The organism is Halopseudomonas pertucinogena (assembly GCF_014646575.1).
Classification (GTDB): Bacteria; Pseudomonadota; Gammaproteobacteria; order Pseudomonadales; family Pseudomonadaceae; genus Halopseudomonas; species Halopseudomonas pertucinogena.
In genome coordinates this window covers 204,221-220,378 of sequence record NZ_BMNN01000001.1, presented here as the reverse complement: position 1 = coordinate 220,378, position 16,158 = coordinate 204,221, and the positions used below count along the sequence as shown (strand labels likewise).

The 16,158-nt window shown below is 63.7% G+C and carries 15 protein-coding genes; 6 read left to right on the top strand and 9 right to left on the bottom strand.

The window, feature by feature from the left end; translation table 11 throughout:
- The 4 genes from IEW63_RS01075 to IEW63_RS01060 all read right to left on the bottom strand — a co-directional run bounded on the left by IEW63_RS01075 (position 1) and on the right by IEW63_RS01060 (position 5,237).
- Positions 1-2,028 (bottom strand): TonB-dependent receptor, encoded by a 2,028-nt coding sequence (locus IEW63_RS01075; RefSeq protein WP_373288197.1) that lies wholly within the window; start codon positions 2,026-2,028, stop codon positions 1-3.
- Positions 2,029-2,120: 92 nt separating this feature from the next.
- The gene (locus IEW63_RS01070) at positions 2,121-2,831 is read right to left on the bottom strand and encodes an ABC transporter ATP-binding protein (RefSeq protein ID WP_188634755.1); all 711 of its coding nucleotides are present in this window, start codon (positions 2,829-2,831) and stop codon (positions 2,121-2,123) included.
- On the bottom strand, positions 2,824-4,050 hold the full coding sequence (locus IEW63_RS01065; protein WP_229710250.1) for an ABC transporter permease: 1,227 nt from the start codon (positions 4,048-4,050) through the stop codon (positions 2,824-2,826). The genes IEW63_RS01070 and IEW63_RS01065 overlap by 8 nt, the downstream gene beginning before the upstream one ends.
- A gap of 2 nt (positions 4,051-4,052) precedes the next feature.
- On the bottom strand, positions 4,053-5,237 hold the full coding sequence (locus tag IEW63_RS01060) for an efflux RND transporter periplasmic adaptor subunit (protein ID WP_229710249.1): 1,185 nt from the start codon (positions 5,235-5,237) through the stop codon (positions 4,053-4,055).
- Between the two features lie 229 nt (positions 5,238-5,466).
- Between IEW63_RS01060 and IEW63_RS01055 the strand changes: the two genes are divergently transcribed.
- Entirely contained in the window at positions 5,467-6,906 is a 1,440-nt protein-coding gene (locus tag IEW63_RS01055; protein ID WP_188635511.1) for a trimethylamine monooxygenase, read from the top strand.
- An 80-nt stretch (positions 6,907-6,986) separates the two neighbouring features.
- Here IEW63_RS01055 and IEW63_RS01050 read toward each other — a convergent pair whose 3' ends face one another.
- Complete coding sequence (locus IEW63_RS01050) at positions 6,987-7,424, bottom strand: VOC family protein (protein ID WP_188634754.1); 438 nt, start codon at positions 7,422-7,424, stop codon at positions 6,987-6,989.
- Positions 7,425-7,561: 137 nt separating this feature from the next.
- On the opposite strand from IEW63_RS01050, the gene IEW63_RS01045 reads away from it, so the two are divergent.
- Positions 7,562-8,146 (top strand): DUF488 domain-containing protein, encoded by a 585-nt coding sequence (locus tag IEW63_RS01045; RefSeq protein ID WP_188634753.1) that lies wholly within the window; start codon positions 7,562-7,564, stop codon positions 8,144-8,146.
- Here IEW63_RS01045 and IEW63_RS01040 read toward each other — a convergent pair.
- Positions 8,097-8,786: a TetR/AcrR family transcriptional regulator gene (locus IEW63_RS01040; RefSeq protein ID WP_188634752.1), complete on the bottom strand. Its 690-nt coding sequence runs from the start codon at positions 8,784-8,786 to the stop codon at positions 8,097-8,099. The two genes, IEW63_RS01045 and IEW63_RS01040, sit on opposite strands and share 50 nt — an antisense overlap.
- Positions 8,787-8,859: 73 nt before the next feature.
- Between IEW63_RS01040 and IEW63_RS01035 the strand changes: the two genes are divergently transcribed.
- On the top strand, positions 8,860-9,963 hold the full coding sequence (locus tag IEW63_RS01035) for a DUF2855 family protein (RefSeq protein ID WP_188634751.1): 1,104 nt from the start codon (positions 8,860-8,862) through the stop codon (positions 9,961-9,963).
- Here the strand turns inward: IEW63_RS01035 and IEW63_RS01030 are convergent.
- Positions 9,926-10,705, bottom strand: coding sequence for a pseudouridine synthase (locus IEW63_RS01030; RefSeq protein WP_188634750.1), 780 nt, complete (start codon positions 10,703-10,705; stop codon positions 9,926-9,928). The two genes, IEW63_RS01035 and IEW63_RS01030, sit on opposite strands and share 38 nt — an antisense overlap.
- Positions 10,706-10,756: 51 nt before the next feature.
- Positions 10,757-11,155, bottom strand: coding sequence for a GFA family protein (locus IEW63_RS01025; protein ID WP_188634749.1), 399 nt, complete (start codon positions 11,153-11,155; stop codon positions 10,757-10,759).
- Positions 11,156-11,285: 130 nt separating this feature from the next.
- Between IEW63_RS01025 and IEW63_RS01020 the strand changes: the two genes are divergently transcribed.
- Both IEW63_RS01020 and IEW63_RS01015 read left to right on the top strand, forming a co-directional pair.
- Entirely contained in the window at positions 11,286-11,834 is a 549-nt protein-coding gene (locus IEW63_RS01020) for a glutathione peroxidase (RefSeq protein ID WP_188634748.1), read from the top strand.
- A gap of 224 nt (positions 11,835-12,058) precedes the next feature.
- Entirely contained in the window at positions 12,059-13,594 is a 1,536-nt protein-coding gene (locus IEW63_RS01015; protein WP_188634747.1) for a catalase, read from the top strand.
- 18 nt (positions 13,595-13,612) lie between these two features.
- On the opposite strand, the gene IEW63_RS01010 is transcribed toward IEW63_RS01015, so the two are convergent.
- A complete protein-coding gene (locus IEW63_RS01010) occupies positions 13,613-14,938 on the bottom strand; it encodes an MATE family efflux transporter (protein WP_188634746.1) in 1,326 nt (441 codons plus the stop codon).
- Positions 14,939-15,144: 206 nt separating this feature from the next.
- Between IEW63_RS01010 and IEW63_RS01005 the strand changes: the two genes are divergently transcribed.
- Positions 15,145-16,107 (top strand): hypothetical protein, encoded by a 963-nt coding sequence (locus tag IEW63_RS01005; protein ID WP_188634745.1) that lies wholly within the window; start codon positions 15,145-15,147, stop codon positions 16,105-16,107.
- Positions 16,108-16,158: the final 51 nt, after the last annotated feature.

The window sequence follows — 16,158 nt, the reverse complement described above, 5'->3', positions numbered from 1 at the left end:
TCAGAAGCCCAGGCGTACGCCCACTGTCAGATTCCGCCCCGGCAGCAATACCTCATCCTTGATGAAGGAGGTGTGCTGGCGGGCCTTGTCATCCAGCAGATTGTCCGCCCGTGCGTACAGCAGGTAGTGCACCCCGCTCTGGCTGAACCCCTGGTAACTGAGGCCGGCCATGAGCATGGTGTAGGCACCGGTATCGGTTTCGTAGGCGGCGGTATCGCTTTGCCGGCGCACCCGGTAGCCTTCCAGCTGGGCATCAAGCTGGCCGGTCAGCTGCTGCTCCAGGCGCAGCCCGTAGCGGTCGGCCGGAATACGCGGCAGGTTGCCACCGCCATCCCGCAGCTTGCCGCGTACCGTATCGCCAAACAGCGTCACCCGCAGCCGCTCGGTCGCCTGTATCCCCAGGCTGCCTTCCAGCCCCTGCAATACCGCGTCCGCCTGCTGGTATTCGACCACGCGATAATCACCGCCGGGGTCGTAGCCCGCGTCAGCCGCAAAGATGAAGTCGTCCACCTGATTGCGGTAGGCGCTCAGTCTGTAGGTCAGCCGGCCGCTGAGCTTGCGCAATCCCAGTTCCAGGTTGTAGCCGGTCTCTTCCCCGAGGTCGGCATTGCCCAGCTCCACGGTACGCGTTGCCGCGTGGGGGCCCATGGCATACAGCTCCTCTGCGGTGGGCAGGCGCTGGGAGCGGGACAGGCTGGCGAACAGGGCGTGATCGCGCACCAAGCGCCAGGTAACGCCGGCCGAGACCGAGGTGCCCCGGTGGGAGGCATCGCGGCCACTGCGTTTCACATCGATGTTCTGCCATTCGTGGCGCAGGCCCCACTCGTAGCGCCAGTCGCCGCGCTCCAGCTCCTCCACCAGAAACAGCGCATGATTGGCGGTCAGGGTCGCCGGCACGTAGGCCTCTTCACCGAGGGCCGAGAAATCGCGCCGGGAAGTCTGCCCGCCGACCACGCCCCGCCAGCCCCCGATGGGGTTATGGGTAAGCTCCAGTCGCCCTTCGCTGCCCTGGTTCTCGAACCGGGTGCCGACCTCGCTGCCTTCGATCTCCCGGTGGCGGTAATCGGTATGGGCCACCCGCAGGCGCGCCCGCTCAAACCCGGCGAAGGGCTGGCGATATTCACCGCGCAGATCCCAGCGCTGCTGACGCATGTCGATATAGGCGGCATCGTGGTCGCCATGATCATGGTCATGGCCGTGGTCGTGACCATGCCCCCCGCAATGCCAGACAGGCCCATGGGTATGGCAATCGGCATGTTCATGGGCCAGCAGGCCGTACTCGCGGTTCTGCTCGCTGTAGGCGAGGCCAAGGTAACCCCGGTCACCTATCCAGCTCAGCCCCAGCCCGGCGGAGTCGGATTCGTTGAAGGCACCCGCCTGCTGCGAAGGGCTGCCGGGAATGTCGTAGGGGTCCGCGTCCAGCCGGCTGCCCTCCAGCCTCAGGGCAAACTGACCCGCACCGGCGGTCACCCCGAGGGCACCCGCACGCTCATCGGCCACCGTATTGCCACGCAGCTCCAGGTCAGTCTCGATGCCGCGCTCAGGCACATAGGTCGGCACGCGCCGATCGATCAGGTTGACCACCCCGCCGATAGCACCACCGCCGTACATCAGCGTGGCCGGCCCCTTGATCACCTCGATCCGCTCCAGCAATTGCATCTCGCCGGTAATGGCATGATCGGGACTGCTGGTGGAAGCATCCAGTACATCGGTGCCGTCGCTCAGCACCCTGACCCGGCTACCTTCCAGGCCACGAATCACCGGTCGGCCGACCCCGGGTCCGAAGCCGCTGGAGTGTATGCCCGGCAGACCCGCCAGGGTGTCGCCCAGGGTAGCCGACCGCCGCCGGGTCAGGTCCTCACCCTGCAGCACCGTGGTCGCCGAACTCAGATCACCTGCGCGGCTGGCCAGGGCCGATGCCTGAACCACCGTGTCGGGCAGCGCGGCCATGTCATCGGCCACCAGCGGCGGCGCCAGCAAGCCAGTCACCGCAACTGCTCCTGCTCCCAGAAACCCGTACTTCTTCATTGCTCCCTCCCCTTCGGCCAGTGGGCAAGCCGGTGCCGGCTCGCGGAGGAGCGAGATTAGTATTGTTATATTATAACAATCAAGTTTTTTCTTCAGGACGGAGCCGGTGCGCTCTTTTCGTCACTGACAATGCGCCCATCCACCAGCTGCACCGTTCGCGGGCAGCTGGCGGCCAGACGCGGATCGTGGGTAACCACCAGGATGGAGCAGCCGAACTGGTCGTTGATCCGCCGGAACAGCTCGAACACACCGTCGGCTGTCTTGCTGTCGAGGTTGCCGGTAGGCTCGTCCGCCAGCAGCAACGGTGGGCGAGTGATCAGTGCCCGGGCGATGGCCACCCGCTGCTGCTGGCCACCGGAGATCTCGGTGGGCTTCTTCGCCGCGAGGTTGTCGAGCCCGACCTCCCGCAGCAGGCCGTGCGCCAGCTCGACCGTCTCCGCCGAGGGCCGGCCATCACGGATGATCAGCGGCATGAGCACATTTTCCAGCACACTGAAGGCGGAAACGAGATGGTGAAACTGGAACACGAAGCCCAGCGCCTGGTTGCGCAGCCGCGTGCGGGTCTGGTCGTCGCTGTTGCGGGTGGGCTGCCCCTGCAGATAGAGTTCTCCGCTGCTCGGCACATCGAGCAGACCGATCAGGTTCAGCAGCGTGCTCTTGCCCGAGCCGGAAGGGCCAATCAACGCTGTCAGCTCACCGCGCCCCAGCCGCAGGTTGATATCCCGCAACACGGCACTCTCCAGCTGCGTCCCGGGGTTGAAGGTCTTGCCGATGGCATCGAGCCGCAGCACCTCATCAGACATAACGGATCGCCTCCGCCGGGTCGTAGCGCGCCGCACGTCGGGCCGGCACGGCGGCGGCCAGCACGCCGGCGAACATGGCGACCAGCACCGACCCTAGAATCAGTTCCGGCCCCACTGTCACCTGGAAGAGGCCCGGGCCGAACACATTGAACACCTGCACCAGTCCCCAGCCCACGGCACAGCCGATCGCCGAGCCGATCAGCCCGAGCAGCCCGCCCTGCAGCAGAAACACCCTGAGTATCTGCCCGCGCGGGCTGCCCATGGCGCGCAGGATGCCTATCTCACGGGTACGCTGCACCACGCTGACCGCCAGTACACTGGCGATGCCGAAGGCCACCGAGATACCGACAAACAGGCGGATCATCTCGGTAGTCATACTCTGGGATTTCAGGGCGTTGAGCAGCTGCCCGTTGGTCTGCATCCAGCTCTCGGCCTTGAGTCCGGTCAGGCGCTCGATGCGTCGCGCCAGCTGTTCCGCATCGAAAATCTCATCCACCCGCGTGTCGATCACCGTCACCCCGCCGGGCAGCGCCAGCAGCGTCTGCGCCTGCTTCAGGTCCAGATAGACATAGCGGGCATCCAGTTCGCGCACACCCAGCTCGAAGATACCCGCGATATCGATCACAGCCTCCCGTTCGGCGCCACCATCGAGCCGCAATTTATCGCCTACGCCCAGCCCCAGATCCCGTGCCAGTTCGCTGCCGATCACGCCGTCCCCGGCACCGACCCGGAACTCGCCGGCGACAAGGTCTTCGCTGATGGGAATGATGCGTTCATAGCGCACCGGGTCGATGCCGACCAGCGCCACCGACTCGCGGGCCACACCACTGAGCGCCAGCGCCGGCCCACTGACCACCGGCGAGACCGCCAGCAGGCGCGGATGTCGATCCAGCACGGCTACCACGTCCTGCCAGTTGCCGATCGAGCGCAGGCGCTGGGCACGCGGGTTTTCAAGGGTGAGGGAAACGGCGCCATCTGGCAGCGGCGCCAACCGGTTGAACTGGTCCGGGGTCAGCACCCGGATATGCGCCTGGGTGCCGAGGGTGCGCTCGACCACGTTGTCCTGCAGCCCGCTGATCAGCGCAGTGATGAACACGATGACTGCCGAGCCGACACTTATGCCCAGCAGGATCATCAAGGTCTGCAGACGGTTGTCGACCAGAAAACGCAGGGCGATCAGCCACTCGGTCCAGGCGCTGGCCCGCCACCGGCGCAGCATGCTCAGGCCTCGCCGGCGAGCATCGGCTCGATGCGCACCCGTACGCGCTGGCCTTCGGCAAGGTCGTCGGCGATGACCACATCCCCCTCGCTCAGGCCTTCGACGACTTCGGTCAGACCGGTGCCCCGCAGACCCAGGCGGACCGGCACCCGCTGTACCTGATTATCACTGCCCCAGCGCAGCACCTCGGCCTGTTCGCCACGGCGGTTGTGCAGCGCGTCATTGGGCAGCACCAGCGTCTGTTCGCGATGGCCGGTACGGATATCCGCCGAGACCGTCATGCCCTGGCGGAGGAAATCCGCCGGTTCGAGCAGCTCGAGATGGATGTCGATGGTCCCGCGACTGCTGTCGATGGCCGGCGCGATGAAACTCACCCTGGCCTGCAGCACCTGCTCCGGGTAGGCGTCGGCAATCACCAGTGCCGGCTGTCCCAGTCTGACCGGCCCCATGTCCTTTTCATCCAGCGGCACGATGATTTCCCGACTGTCGGTACGGGCAATCTGCAACAGCGCCTTGCCCGGCTGTACCAGATCACCGGGCTCGACATCACGCGTCTGTACCACACCATCTACCTGGGCGCGGATCCGGGTTTTCTCCAGCGCAGCGCGGGCGGCAGCCAGCTGCTGCCGAAGGATCTGTTCGTCACTGCCCCCGACGGCGGCCGCCCTGGCAGCGAGCTGCGCCCGCTCGTACCGGGTGCGGGCACTCACCTCGGCCTGACGGGCCTGCTCGCGCTGCTCTGCGGATACCAGCTGCCGGCGGAACAATTCGTCTCGCCGTTCACGCTCGCGGGTGGCCTGCTGCAGATCGGTTCGCGCCTCGCTCAAGGCCGCCTGTGCCTGCGGCCGCTGCAGCTGGACCAGCTGGTCCAGGGCCGCTTCCACCTCCCCCACACGGGCCTGCTGGTCCTCATCGCGTAACTCCAGCAGCAGATCCCCGGCTCGGACGCTGTCCCCCTCGCGCACATGGCGCGCCCGGATCACGCCAGTGATCTCACTTCCCACCTGCGCCAGCGACTGGCTGTCCACCTCACCACTGGCTACCACCCGCTGCACCAGCGGTCGCGCTTCCAGCCGGTACCCCGGCACCTGCGGACCAAGCCATTGTTGCCAGCCAAGCCAGCCGGCCAGCAAGAGCAGCGGTATCAGGATCAGCAGCCAGCGGGGCAGACGGTGGGAATCAGACAAGGAGACGAGTCCTTCGGGTAATGAAACGCGAGCAATCAATATATTACATCTGCCGGCAACCCGCCGCTCGGCGCCTGGATTAGATCTCAACCCGTCCTTGCTGTATGATTACACCTCTAATCATCTTTTCAACAAAGCCGACACCGTTCGGCTTGTCCTCGTGTTGCTGATTCATGCCGTCGTGTTCAAGCTCCGGCGGCAGATCAGCTATTTATAGTTAGACAAGGAAATATATATGAGAATAGCCATCATCGGCGCCGGCCCCAGTGGCCTGGCCCAGCTCCGCGCATTCCAGTCCGCCCAGCAGCTGGGCTGCGAGATCCCCGAACTGGTCTGTTACGAAAAGCAGTCCGACTGGGGTGGCTTGTGGCACTACACCTGGCGCACCGGCCTGGACGAGCACGGCGAGCCGGTCCACGGCAGCATGTACCGCTATCTCTGGTCCAACGGCCCCAAGGAGGGACTGGAGTTCGCCGATTACAGCTTCGATGACCACTTCGGCCGGCCGATCGGCTCCTACCCGCCGCGCGAGGTGCTCTGGGATTACATCAAGGGGCGCGTCGAAAAGGCCGACGTACGCAAATACATCCGCTTCAACTGCCCTGTGCGCCAGGTGACCTGGGATGAGCAGACCGGCAAGTTCAGCGTGACCTCACACGACCACAGCGCCGATGTGATCAGCACCGAAACATTCGATCACGTGATCGTTGCCTCCGGCCATTTCTCCACTCCCAATGTGCCGGAATTCGAGGGCTTCCAGACGTTCAACGGGCGCATCCTGCACGCGCATGACTTCCGCGACGCGCTGGAATTCAAGGACAAGGACGTGCTGCTGGTGGGCAGCAGCTACTCGGCCGAAGATATCGGTTCGCAGTGCTACAAATACGGTGCCCGCAACATCATCACCAGCTACCGCAGCCGGCCCATGGGTTTCGACTGGCCCAGCAACTGGGAGGAAAAACCATTACTGCTGAAAGTAGATGGCAACACCGCCTACTTCAAGGACGGCAGTTCCCGCCACGTTGACGCGATCATCCTGTGTACCGGTTATCAGCACCACTTTCCTTTCCTGGACGAATCATTACGACTGAAGACCGACAACCGGCTCTGGCCCCTGAACCTGTATCAGGGCGTCGTCTGGGAGAACAATCCGAAGATGTTCTATCTGGGTATGCAGGACCAGTGGTTCACCTTCAACATGTTCGACGCCCAGGCCTGGTTTGTCCGTGACGTGATACTGGGGCGCATCGCCCTGCCCGACCAGAGCGAGATGCGTCGGCACAGCCAGCAGTGGCGTGAACGGGAAGAAGCCCTGCAGGACGATGCGGACATGATCCAGTTCCAGGGCGATTATGTGCGCAGCCTGATCGAACAGACCGACTATCCCAGCTTCGACATCGACGGTGCGAAGCGGATCTTCCTCCAGTGGATCGCGCACAAGAAGGAGAACATCCTCACCTTCCGCGACAACATCTACCGCTCGGTCATCACCGGCAAGATGGCCAGCCCGCACCACACGCCGTGGCTGAAAGCGATGGACGACTCGCTGGAATCCTATCTGGCTACGCCTGAAAAGACGGAGCAGGAGCGCAGCCAGGTCAGCCAGCCGGGCCGAAGCGCGTCCGGCCCAACTCAGCAAGCCGCGAAGAAGACTGCGCAGGCGCTGTAAGCCGGCGACCTGTTTCCGGCCATGCCCGCCATGGCCGGAAACAGGCCTACGTGAAAGCAAACCGTGCTGTTTCTGCAGTGCTACTGGGTGAACCGGATGTGCACCGACGGAGCACTGCGGTCTGCTGCGCCATGGTATACCGCCTCGATATTGTTGCCGTCCGGATCAAGCACGAAGGCGGCGTAGTAACCCGGGTGATATGCCGACCGCAGTCCCGGCGCTCCGTTGTCCTTCCCACCGCTGGCCAGTGCTGCCTGGTAAAAGGCGTCCACCATCGCCTCGTCCTGCGCCTGGAAAGCCAGATGCTGGCGCCCCGTCACCTCCCCCAGCGCCGCCGGTGAATCCGTAGCCGAGATCACCAGCTCGTCAATCCAGAAGAACCCTTCGCCCTCTCCACCCACCGGTACGTTCAGTACCTGTGCCACCGCTTCGTAGAAGCGCCGTGCCGCTGCCAGATCCCGCACTACCAGCTGAACGTGATCGATCAGGCGTCCTCGGTGCAGCTCCATCGTTTCCATCGCCCACCTCCCCATCCTGCCCATGAAAGCAACCGGTAAAGCGTAGTTCGCAGCATGGCCTCAAGCCAGGCGAGCTGATCGGCTGCAAACCTTCCGGCCGGCAGCCTGTCCCTTATTGAGAACAGGAGGAAAGAATCATGGGTGCTGACACCATCTGGACCTTGGGCCACTCCACTCGCACGATTGACGAGTTCATCGCCCTGCTGCGGCATTACCGTATCGAGGCGATAGCGGATGTGCGCCGTTTTCCCGGCTCGCGCCGGCTGCCGCAGTTCGGTCAGGAGGCGCTGGCCGCCAGTCTCGAAGATGCAGGCATTGAATACAGGTTGATCAGGGAGCTGGGCGGTCGCCGCCGCCCGTCAGCCGACTCGCCCAATACTGCATGGCGTAACACCTCGTTCCGCGGCTATGCGGACCATACGGCCAGCCGGGAATTCGCCAGCGGTCTGGAGCGCCTGCGGGAATTGGCAACGAGAAAGCGGACCAGCATGATGTGCGCCGAGGTGCTCTGGTGGCGTTGCCACCGTTCGCTGATTTCCGATGTGCTGATGGTCAGTGGCACCCGGGTCCTGCACATACAGGACGAGAAACATATCGAGGAGCACCCCTACACCCGCCCGGCCCGTCTTCATCACGGGCAGCTGACCTACGATGCCACCCGCGGCGAGCCGCTCAACGCGAAGGAAAGGAGTCAGGGCGTTCAGCAGCAGATGGATCTGTAACCGGAGCTGCGCTGCCACCCAGCCGCGCCACACACAGCGCTTCCATTTCGGCGGCCCAGCTCTGCATCTGCCGATCGTCCAGGCGCAGCTGCATCGCATAGCGTCGGCCGCCCCACACCGCCAGATGCAGCGCCTCCACCAACCGATCATCGGCCGGTTGCGGCAGATCGGTGCACACGCCGAGTACCCGGCGCCACATTGCAAGCAATTCGGCATAGGCGCGCAGCTGGTATTTCTGCTCGGCAACCAGCGGCTCCAGCTCCATCATGTCCGGATGGAACCACGACAACTCGTCGCGCCGCACGCCACTGAGCAGCTCGATCAACAGATGGATGCGCTGTTGCCAGCTCAACGCCGGCGCCTGCACCACCTGAGCATCCACCGCCTCGACCAGTCGTTCGATGCAGTGCCGCACGTAGGCTGAATGCAACGCCTCCTTGCTGGGGAAATAGTCGTACAGGGTGCCTACCGCCACGCCCGCTTCCAGCGCGACCGCGCGGGTGGTCAGGCCGGCCCAGCCATCGCGCTGCCAAATCCGAACATAGGCGTCGAAAATGGCCTGTACGGTGAACCGCGCGCGGGCCTGAGTGGGCCGTTTCAGCGGTTTAGCGCGGCTTTCGGGGGTTGTCCTGTTGCTCATGGTTATCCGAACCCGGCCAGCGGCAGGCTGGCATACAGTCTGTATATCGCAAGATCACCTTACGGAGCCCGTCATGACCCAGATAAAGAGCCTGCAAACCGACAAGCGCGACCTCGCTCGCACCCGCATCGTTACCCAAACCCTGACCGAACTGCAACCCGGTCAGGCACTGCTGAAAATCAGCCGCCTGGCGCTGACCACCAACAACATCACGTACGCCGCCTTCGGCGACACTCCGCACCTGCGCTACTGGGATTTCTTCCCCACCGGCGATGCGGGCTGGGGTCACATGCCGGCCTGGGGCTTCGCCGAGATTGTCGAGACAACGGTCGAAGGTCTGGAGAAAGGCGAACGCTTCTACGGCTACTGGCCGATCGCGACCCACCTGGTGGTGGAGCCGGTGCGGGTGACCGAGCGCGGTTTCTACGATGGCACCGCCCATCGCCTGGAACTGACGTCTGCGTATAACCAGTATCAGCGCAACCGTACCGATGCCGCCTACCGGCCGGAAAACGAGGACTACCAGATGCTGCTGCGTCCGCTGTTCATCACCTCGTTCATGCTGGCCGATTACCTGGAAGACAACCGGTTCTTCGATGCCAAGCGCATCGTGGTCTCCAGCGCCTCCAGCAAGACCGCCTTCGGCACCCTGTTCTGCTTGCAGGACAAGGGCGTCGAGCTGGTGGGCCTGACCTCGGAGAGCAACCGCGGCTACGTGGAAGGCCTGGGCTGCTACGAGCGCACCGTGAGCTATGACGAGCTGGAGTCGCTGGACCCCTCGGTACCCACCCTGTACGTGGACTTTTCCGGTAACGCCGAGCTGCGCCAGCGCATTCACAGGCACTTTGACGGCACCCTGATGCACGACTGCTACGCCGGCTCGGCGCACAGCCAGGATCACATCAGCCAGCAGGATCTGGCACTGTCCGGCCCGCAACCCCAGGCCTACTTCGCCCCCAACCAGATCCGCAAGCGCAACGCCGACTGGGGCCCGGGCGAGGTGACCCGGCGCTTCAACGTGGCCCAGCTGAGCTTTATCGACCGTGTGCGCAACCCGGCCTCACCCTGGCTGCAGCTGCAGAGCCATCAGGGTCTGGAAAGCGGCCCGGCACTGGTCGAGACGCTGGTCAATGGCCGCATCAATCCCAGCGATGGGCATGTACTGATTCTCGACTGAGCCCGCCCCCCAGCAGCGGGGGCAGGTCGTCGAAGATCGACAGCACCTGCATGAAGCTCGGCTCCGGCAGGCATTGCAGCCGCAGTGCCTGCCCGGTGACCGGGTGCGCAAAGGCCAGCTCGGTGGCCGCCAGCATCAGCCGGCTGCAGCCGAAGCGCTCGGCGAAATATCTGTTGTGCTTCGTTCTGCCGTAGTTGGTATCGCCAATGATCGGGTGGCTGATGTGCTGCATGTGCCGACGCAACTGATGCTTGCGGCCGGTCTCGGGATGCAGCGCCATCAGGCCGTAACGGCTCTGCGGATAACCCTCCACCTCCACGGCAATCTCGCTGATCGCCAGCCGGCGATAGCAGGTCCGCGCCTCGCGCAGCGGCTGCTCCTCATCCTTCAGGCGCCGATCGCTGGCGTGCTCACGCAGGGCATGGTCTATCAACCCCTGTTCCGGCGCCCAGCCACGTACCACCGCCAGGTAGGCCTTGGCCACCTGGCCTGCCATCAGCGCCCGGCCGAACAGGCTGGCGGTCTCCGGGTTGCGGGCAAACAGCAGCACTCCCGAGGTGGGCCGATCAAGCCGATGACAGGGATAGACATGGGCGCCGCCGTTGAGCTGGCGGGCATACTGCAGGGCAAACTCGGTCTCATGGCGGTCGATCGGGCTGCGGTGCACCAGCAGGCCGGCAGGCTTGTGCACCGCCAGCAGCCAGTCGTCGCGGTAGATTTCAATCAGAGGATTGTCGGCCATGCCCGGCTCCCGAATGCGATGGGCGCCGAGCATAGCATGGCGCCTGAAAGCCTACTCCAGTTCAGCGAACTGCGGCAGGTCGTCGCTTATTTCGAACCAGGGCGCCTTGCTGGCGACAAACACATGTTTCTCCGGCAGCACACCGGGATCAGTATCCAGCGTTCCCAGCGGGAAGCCGTAGAATTCGGGCTGCCGATCGAACCGGGTAAACAGACTGGAGCTGCACACCGAGCAGAACGCCTTGTGCTCCCCGGGCGAGGACTCATAGAAACGGATCAGCTCCGCACCCTGCAGGGTCTTCCAGTCCGCGGAGCGGATCTTCGCACTGGTGCGAAACGCCGCCGCGTGCAGCTTGCGGCACATCGAACAGTGGCAGTTATAAACGTTTTTCAGCTCACCCTGGATCTCGTAGCGCACCCCCTGACACAGCCAGCTTCCCGACAGACTCATGGCCCTACCCTCCTGTTGTGGTTGCTCTGAGCTTAGTGCAGAAATATCCGGATGATCACGCCGGGGCTGCAGTGCAAAGCCGACTTCTGCTACCGTCACCACTCCACTTCTGCCAGATAACGAGAACAAGATGACGACGCTCTACGATATTCCCCTGACCCGAATCGATGGCACTGCCGGCAGCCTGGCCGATTACCGCGGCAAGGTGCTGCTGGTAGTCAACGTCGCCTCCAAGTGCGGCCTGACCCCACAATACGCGGCTCTGGAAGCGCTGTATCAGGCCAGACGCGAACAGGGTCTGGAGGTGCTCGGCTTTCCTGCCAACGACTTCAAGGGTCAGGAACCGGGCACGGAAGAGGAGATCCGCGACTTCTGCTCCACTACCTACGATGTGCATTTCCCGCTGTTCGCCAAGATTTCCGTGATCGGCGAGCAGCAGCACCCGCTGTACGCCCAGCTCACGGCGGAGCAGCCCGATGCGGTGGGTGATGGTCCCTTCCGCGAACGTCTGAAGGGCTATGGGGTCAATCCGGACAACCCCGCTGATGTGCTGTGGAACTTCGAGAAGTTCCTGGTCAGCCGCAGCGGCGAGGTGGTCGCCCGGTTCGCCCCTGACGTGACGGCTGATGATCCCCGTCTGGTACAGGCCATCGAAGCAGAGCTGGCCCGGACCGCCTGACGTACTGCCACACAGCTGCGCACCCGTGCCGCTCTCCCGGCCACGGGGCGCAGCCGCCGGCGCCGGCCGACGCTGACCCCGCCGTTTATCCCATCTCCTCTCCTGCAGCAATCGCCAAAAGCTATCGGCGACAGAGATTTTTTCAATTTATATCAGACACTTAGCTCTCTTACCCTTCTGCTGCGCCCGAGCCCGGGCTTGAAAACGATATTCAGGAGTTTGAGATGACGTACAACTTCCGCACGGCGACCGCCCACTGCCTGAGCGCAGCGGCCCTTGCCGGCACGCTGGCCCTGCCCGCCTACGCAGCAGACCTGACCCGCGATAACGGGGCACTGGTCGGCGACAACCAGAACTCCCAGACCGCCGGCGCCAACGGCCCGGTGCTGCTGCAGGATGTGCAGCTGATCCAGAAACTGCAGCGTTTCGACCGGGAACGCATTCCGGAGCGCGTAGTGCATGCCCGTGGTACCGGCGCCCATGGCGAATTCACCGCCACTGCCGACCTGTCTGACCTGACCATGGCCAGCCTGTTCCGTGAAGGCAAGACCACCCCGGTATTCGTGCGCTTCTCCACCGTGGTTCACGGCAACCACAGCCCGGAAACCCTGCGCGACCCGCGTGGTTTCGCCACCAAGTTCTACACCGAAGACGGCAACTGGGATCTGGTGGGCAACAACTTCCCGACCTTCTTCATCCGCGATGCGATCAAGTTCCCCGACATGGTCCACGCGTTCAAGCCTGACCCGGACAAGAACTACGGCACCGACCGCACCCTGTTCGACTTCTTCAGCCACGTGCCGGAAGCTACCCGCACGCTGACCCTGCTGTACTCCAACTACGGCACCCCGGCTACCTACCGCCACATGGACGGCAGCTCGGTGCATGCCTACAAGTTCGTCAACGAAGAAGGTGACTACAGCTACGTCAAGTTCAACTGGAAAACCCAGCAGGGCGTGAAGAACCTCGACCCCAGGGAAGCCGCTGAGATCCAGAGCACCGACTTCAACCACATGTCCCGCGACCTGATCGAGAGCATCAACAAGGGTGACTTCCCGAAATGGGATCTGTACATCCAGGTGATCGAGCCGGAAGATCTGGACAACTTCGACTACAACCCGCTGGACGCTACCAAGATCTGGCCTGACGTTCCCGAGCGCAAGGTCGGCACCATGGTGCTGAACCGCAACCCGGCCAACGTCTTCCAGGAAACCGAGCAGGTAGCCATGGCGCCGGCCAATACCATCCCCGGTATCGAGCCGTCCGAAGACCGCATGCTGCAGGGCCGCCTGTTCAGCTACGCCGACACCCAGATGTACCGCCTGGGCGCCAACCACCAGCACCTGCCGATCAACCAGGCCAAGGTGGCGGTGAACAACAACAACCAGGACGGTGCGATGAACACCGGCGCCCGCACCGGTGAGGTGAACTACGAGCCGAGCCGTCTGCAGCCGCGTCCGCAGCCTGAATCTGCCCGCTACAGCCAGCTCCCGGTGTCTGGCACTACCGTGCAGCAGCCGATCCACAAGCAGCAGAACTTCAAGCAGGCCGGTGATCTGTACCGCTCCTTCACCCGCAAGGAACAGCGCGACCTGATCAACAGCCTGGGCAAGGCTCTGGCCGGTGCCGAGGACGACTCCAAGCACCACATGCTGTCGTTCTTCTACAAGGCTGACGCCGACTACGGCAAGGGTCTGACCAAGGTAGCCAATGGCGACCTGGCCCGCGTACAGGCTCTGGCAGCACAGCTGGAAGACTGATCTCTGTCGGCTGCTCCGCTACCTGAATAGCGTTCTCGAACGCCATCCACCCCAGCGGTAGTAGCCATAGGAGAACCCGGCGCTGAGCATGAAGCTGAGGCCAATGCCCAGCGCCACCCCTGTCCCTCCATACAATGCCGTGGCGGCGTAGGCCAGCGGCACCCGCAGTATCCACAGCGAGATGATGTTCAGCGCCAACACCTGGAACATCGCTCCCGCCCCCCGCACTACACTGTTGAAGACGAAATTCAGCCCCAGAAAGGGGTAGAAGAAGGCAATGGTCCGCAGGTAACGCGTGCCGAAGTCGACACTCGCCGGATCCTGGATGAACAGCCTGATCAGCGGCTCCGCCCAGATGAACAACAGGCTCGCCAGGAACAGCATGATCGCCGTGTTATAGATCACACCAGCACGGGTAACCTGCACAACCCGGGCCCACTGCTGCGCACCGATATTCTGTCCCGCCATGGCGGTGATGGCCGTGCCCACCGCCACCGCCGGCAGCAGTATCAGGCTGTCCAGCCGCTGTGCCGCGCCGAACCCGGCCACCGCATCCGCGCCAAAACTGTTGACCAGCGACAGGATCACCGTGATGCCGGCCTGAATGACGACCATCTGCGCGCCCGAAGGAATCCCCAGCCGCAATATGGTCCGCACCTCCTCCCATTTCGGCAGCTGCAGGCGGAAGCCATGCCCCGGGTACTTGCGCGCCAGATGCACCAGGCTGTAGAGAAAGGCCCCGCCCTGGGCGGCGACAATGGCGAGCGCTGCACCGGCCACGCCCCAACCGAACCCACCGATGAACAGCGGCGACAGCAAAGTAATGAGTACCGTCGCCAGCACCACAAAATACAGCGGCGTACGGCTGTCACCGAAGGCCCGCAACACGGTGCTGACAAAGTTGTAGCCGAGCACCAGCAGCGTGCCCGCGAAGTTGATGCGCAGGTACACGCGGGCATCATCCATGATCTCCGCCGGGGTGTTCAGCAACCTCAGCAAGGCCTCCGCAAACAGGTAGCCTAGGGCACTGATGGTCAATGCCAGCAGGCCGAGAATGATGACAAATGCACTCAGGTAGGCGCGCAAGGCGCCCGGATCGTTGCGCCCGCGCAGTTGGGCAAAGACTGTCAGGGTTGCCTGGTTGACGCCCAGCACGAAGGCCAGCACCACCATCATCACGATGGTGCCGACGGTCACCGCGCCGAAGGCCTCGCTGCCCGACAGGTTGCCCACCCACAGGCCATTGATCAGCTGGATGGAGACCTGCAGCAGGCTGGTGACGACGATGGGCAGGGCAAACGTACCCAGCTGCCGGGCGATGGGACCTTCAGTGAAATTCTGCAAAAGACGACTCGACGCAACAGGATGTAACGACTGGATGATAGCAGCGCTGCCCCGTTCCGGCAGGCGGACAGTTTTCCGGCCCGCCTCCAGCAGTGCCTGAAGTCTGGAAATCGGCCCGCTCTGAACTAAGGTAAGAGATCAGGGCCCCGTTTGGCAGCGACGGTCCGAGGTTCATAACAACTCCATGTGCTACATGCGGAGGTACCATGCGCAGATCCGTTTTGCTCCTCGCCACACTTTCGGCATCGTCAGCCTTTGCCAGCCAGCAGGCGACCGACGCCGCCATGGCCCTGGCCGAGGCACATTATCCCGGACAGCTGGAGTTTCACTCCAGCGAGCAGCGCGGCGAGGCGCGGGAAGTTACGCTGGCAAAGAAGGATGACCCCTTCACCCTCATCCGCTTCGAGATGGACGCGGACCCGGCGAACTGCAAGACCGGCAGTGATTGCGAACAGCGCCTTCTGAACGCATACAGGGAGGGTACCGCAGCGGGAGTCAAGCTCGGGGCCGTCAACCAGGCGATGGAATCATGCAAGGTCCGCCCCCTGGCGGTGGAGGGAGAGCCCGGCATCACGCAGTTCCGGCTGGTGGTCGAGCGCGACCTGCACTCCGGCCAGGCCCAGCAGCAGCTGGATGAACTGACCGAGTGCCTGGCCGACTTCCGGAACGCTCTGCCGGAAGATGCCACCGCACAGCAGCGCAGCATTTCCCTGCGCATCCTCAACCCGGCGGCGGACACCACGGAGGATACCGGCCCCCTGACCTTTGAAACCCGGCTGCCTGAATCGCGCCGGGGCGAGGTCAGCTACCTGCTGGGAGCAGGCCCGCAGGATCGCACACTCACTACCGCCCTGCTGACCCTGGACCCTGCCTACCTGAACGCGGATGAACAGCGCAAGCGCTTCATCGAGGCCGCGCGCGGCGAGCTGAAGGACAAGGCGCATGTGCCGGACGACTCCATTCCCTGGTACAGCCAGCTGGACCCGCTCCAGCCCAGCATTCTCAACACCCACGTTCTGGCATGCAGCGAGTATGAGAGCGGTGAGCCCTGCCAGGCCGATATGGCGGTGCGTCTGCGTTATGACCTGAAGAGCGATACTGTTTCCGTCGAGGAAGTGGTGCGCGACGTGGTCAGCGAACAGGGTGTGGTCAAGCTGCCCAACCAGTGAATTCCACTGCAGACCCGGCACCCATCATGGGCGCCGGGCCGGCAGCTGGAT

Coding starts and splice junctions, on each gene's coding strand:
- IEW63_RS01070 (WP_188634755.1), bottom strand. CDS start 2,831: ATGTCTGATGAGGTGCTGCGGCTCGATGCCATCGGCAAGACCTTCAAC.
- IEW63_RS01005 (WP_188634745.1), top strand. CDS start 15,145: ATGCGCAGATCCGTTTTGCTCCTCGCCACACTTTCGGCATCGTCAGCC.
- IEW63_RS01065 (WP_229710250.1), bottom strand. CDS start 4,050: ATGCTGCGCCGGTGGCGGGCCAGCGCCTGGACCGAGTGGCTGATCGCC.
- IEW63_RS01035 (WP_188634751.1), top strand. CDS start 8,860: ATGACCCAGATAAAGAGCCTGCAAACCGACAAGCGCGACCTCGCTCGC.
- IEW63_RS01045 (WP_188634753.1), top strand. CDS start 7,562: ATGGGTGCTGACACCATCTGGACCTTGGGCCACTCCACTCGCACGATT.
- IEW63_RS01040 (WP_188634752.1), bottom strand. CDS start 8,786: ATGAGCAACAGGACAACCCCCGAAAGCCGCGCTAAACCGCTGAAACGG.
- IEW63_RS01015 (WP_188634747.1), top strand. CDS start 12,059: ATGACGTACAACTTCCGCACGGCGACCGCCCACTGCCTGAGCGCAGCG.
- IEW63_RS01030 (WP_188634750.1), bottom strand. CDS start 10,705: ATGGCCGACAATCCTCTGATTGAAATCTACCGCGACGACTGGCTGCTG.
- IEW63_RS01075 (WP_373288197.1), bottom strand. CDS start 2,028: ATGAAGAAGTACGGGTTTCTGGGAGCAGGAGCAGTTGCGGTGACTGGC.
- IEW63_RS01020 (WP_188634748.1), top strand. CDS start 11,286: ATGACGACGCTCTACGATATTCCCCTGACCCGAATCGATGGCACTGCC.
- IEW63_RS01025 (WP_188634749.1), bottom strand. CDS start 11,155: ATGAGTCTGTCGGGAAGCTGGCTGTGTCAGGGGGTGCGCTACGAGATC.
- IEW63_RS01050 (WP_188634754.1), bottom strand. CDS start 7,424: ATGGAAACGATGGAGCTGCACCGAGGACGCCTGATCGATCACGTTCAG.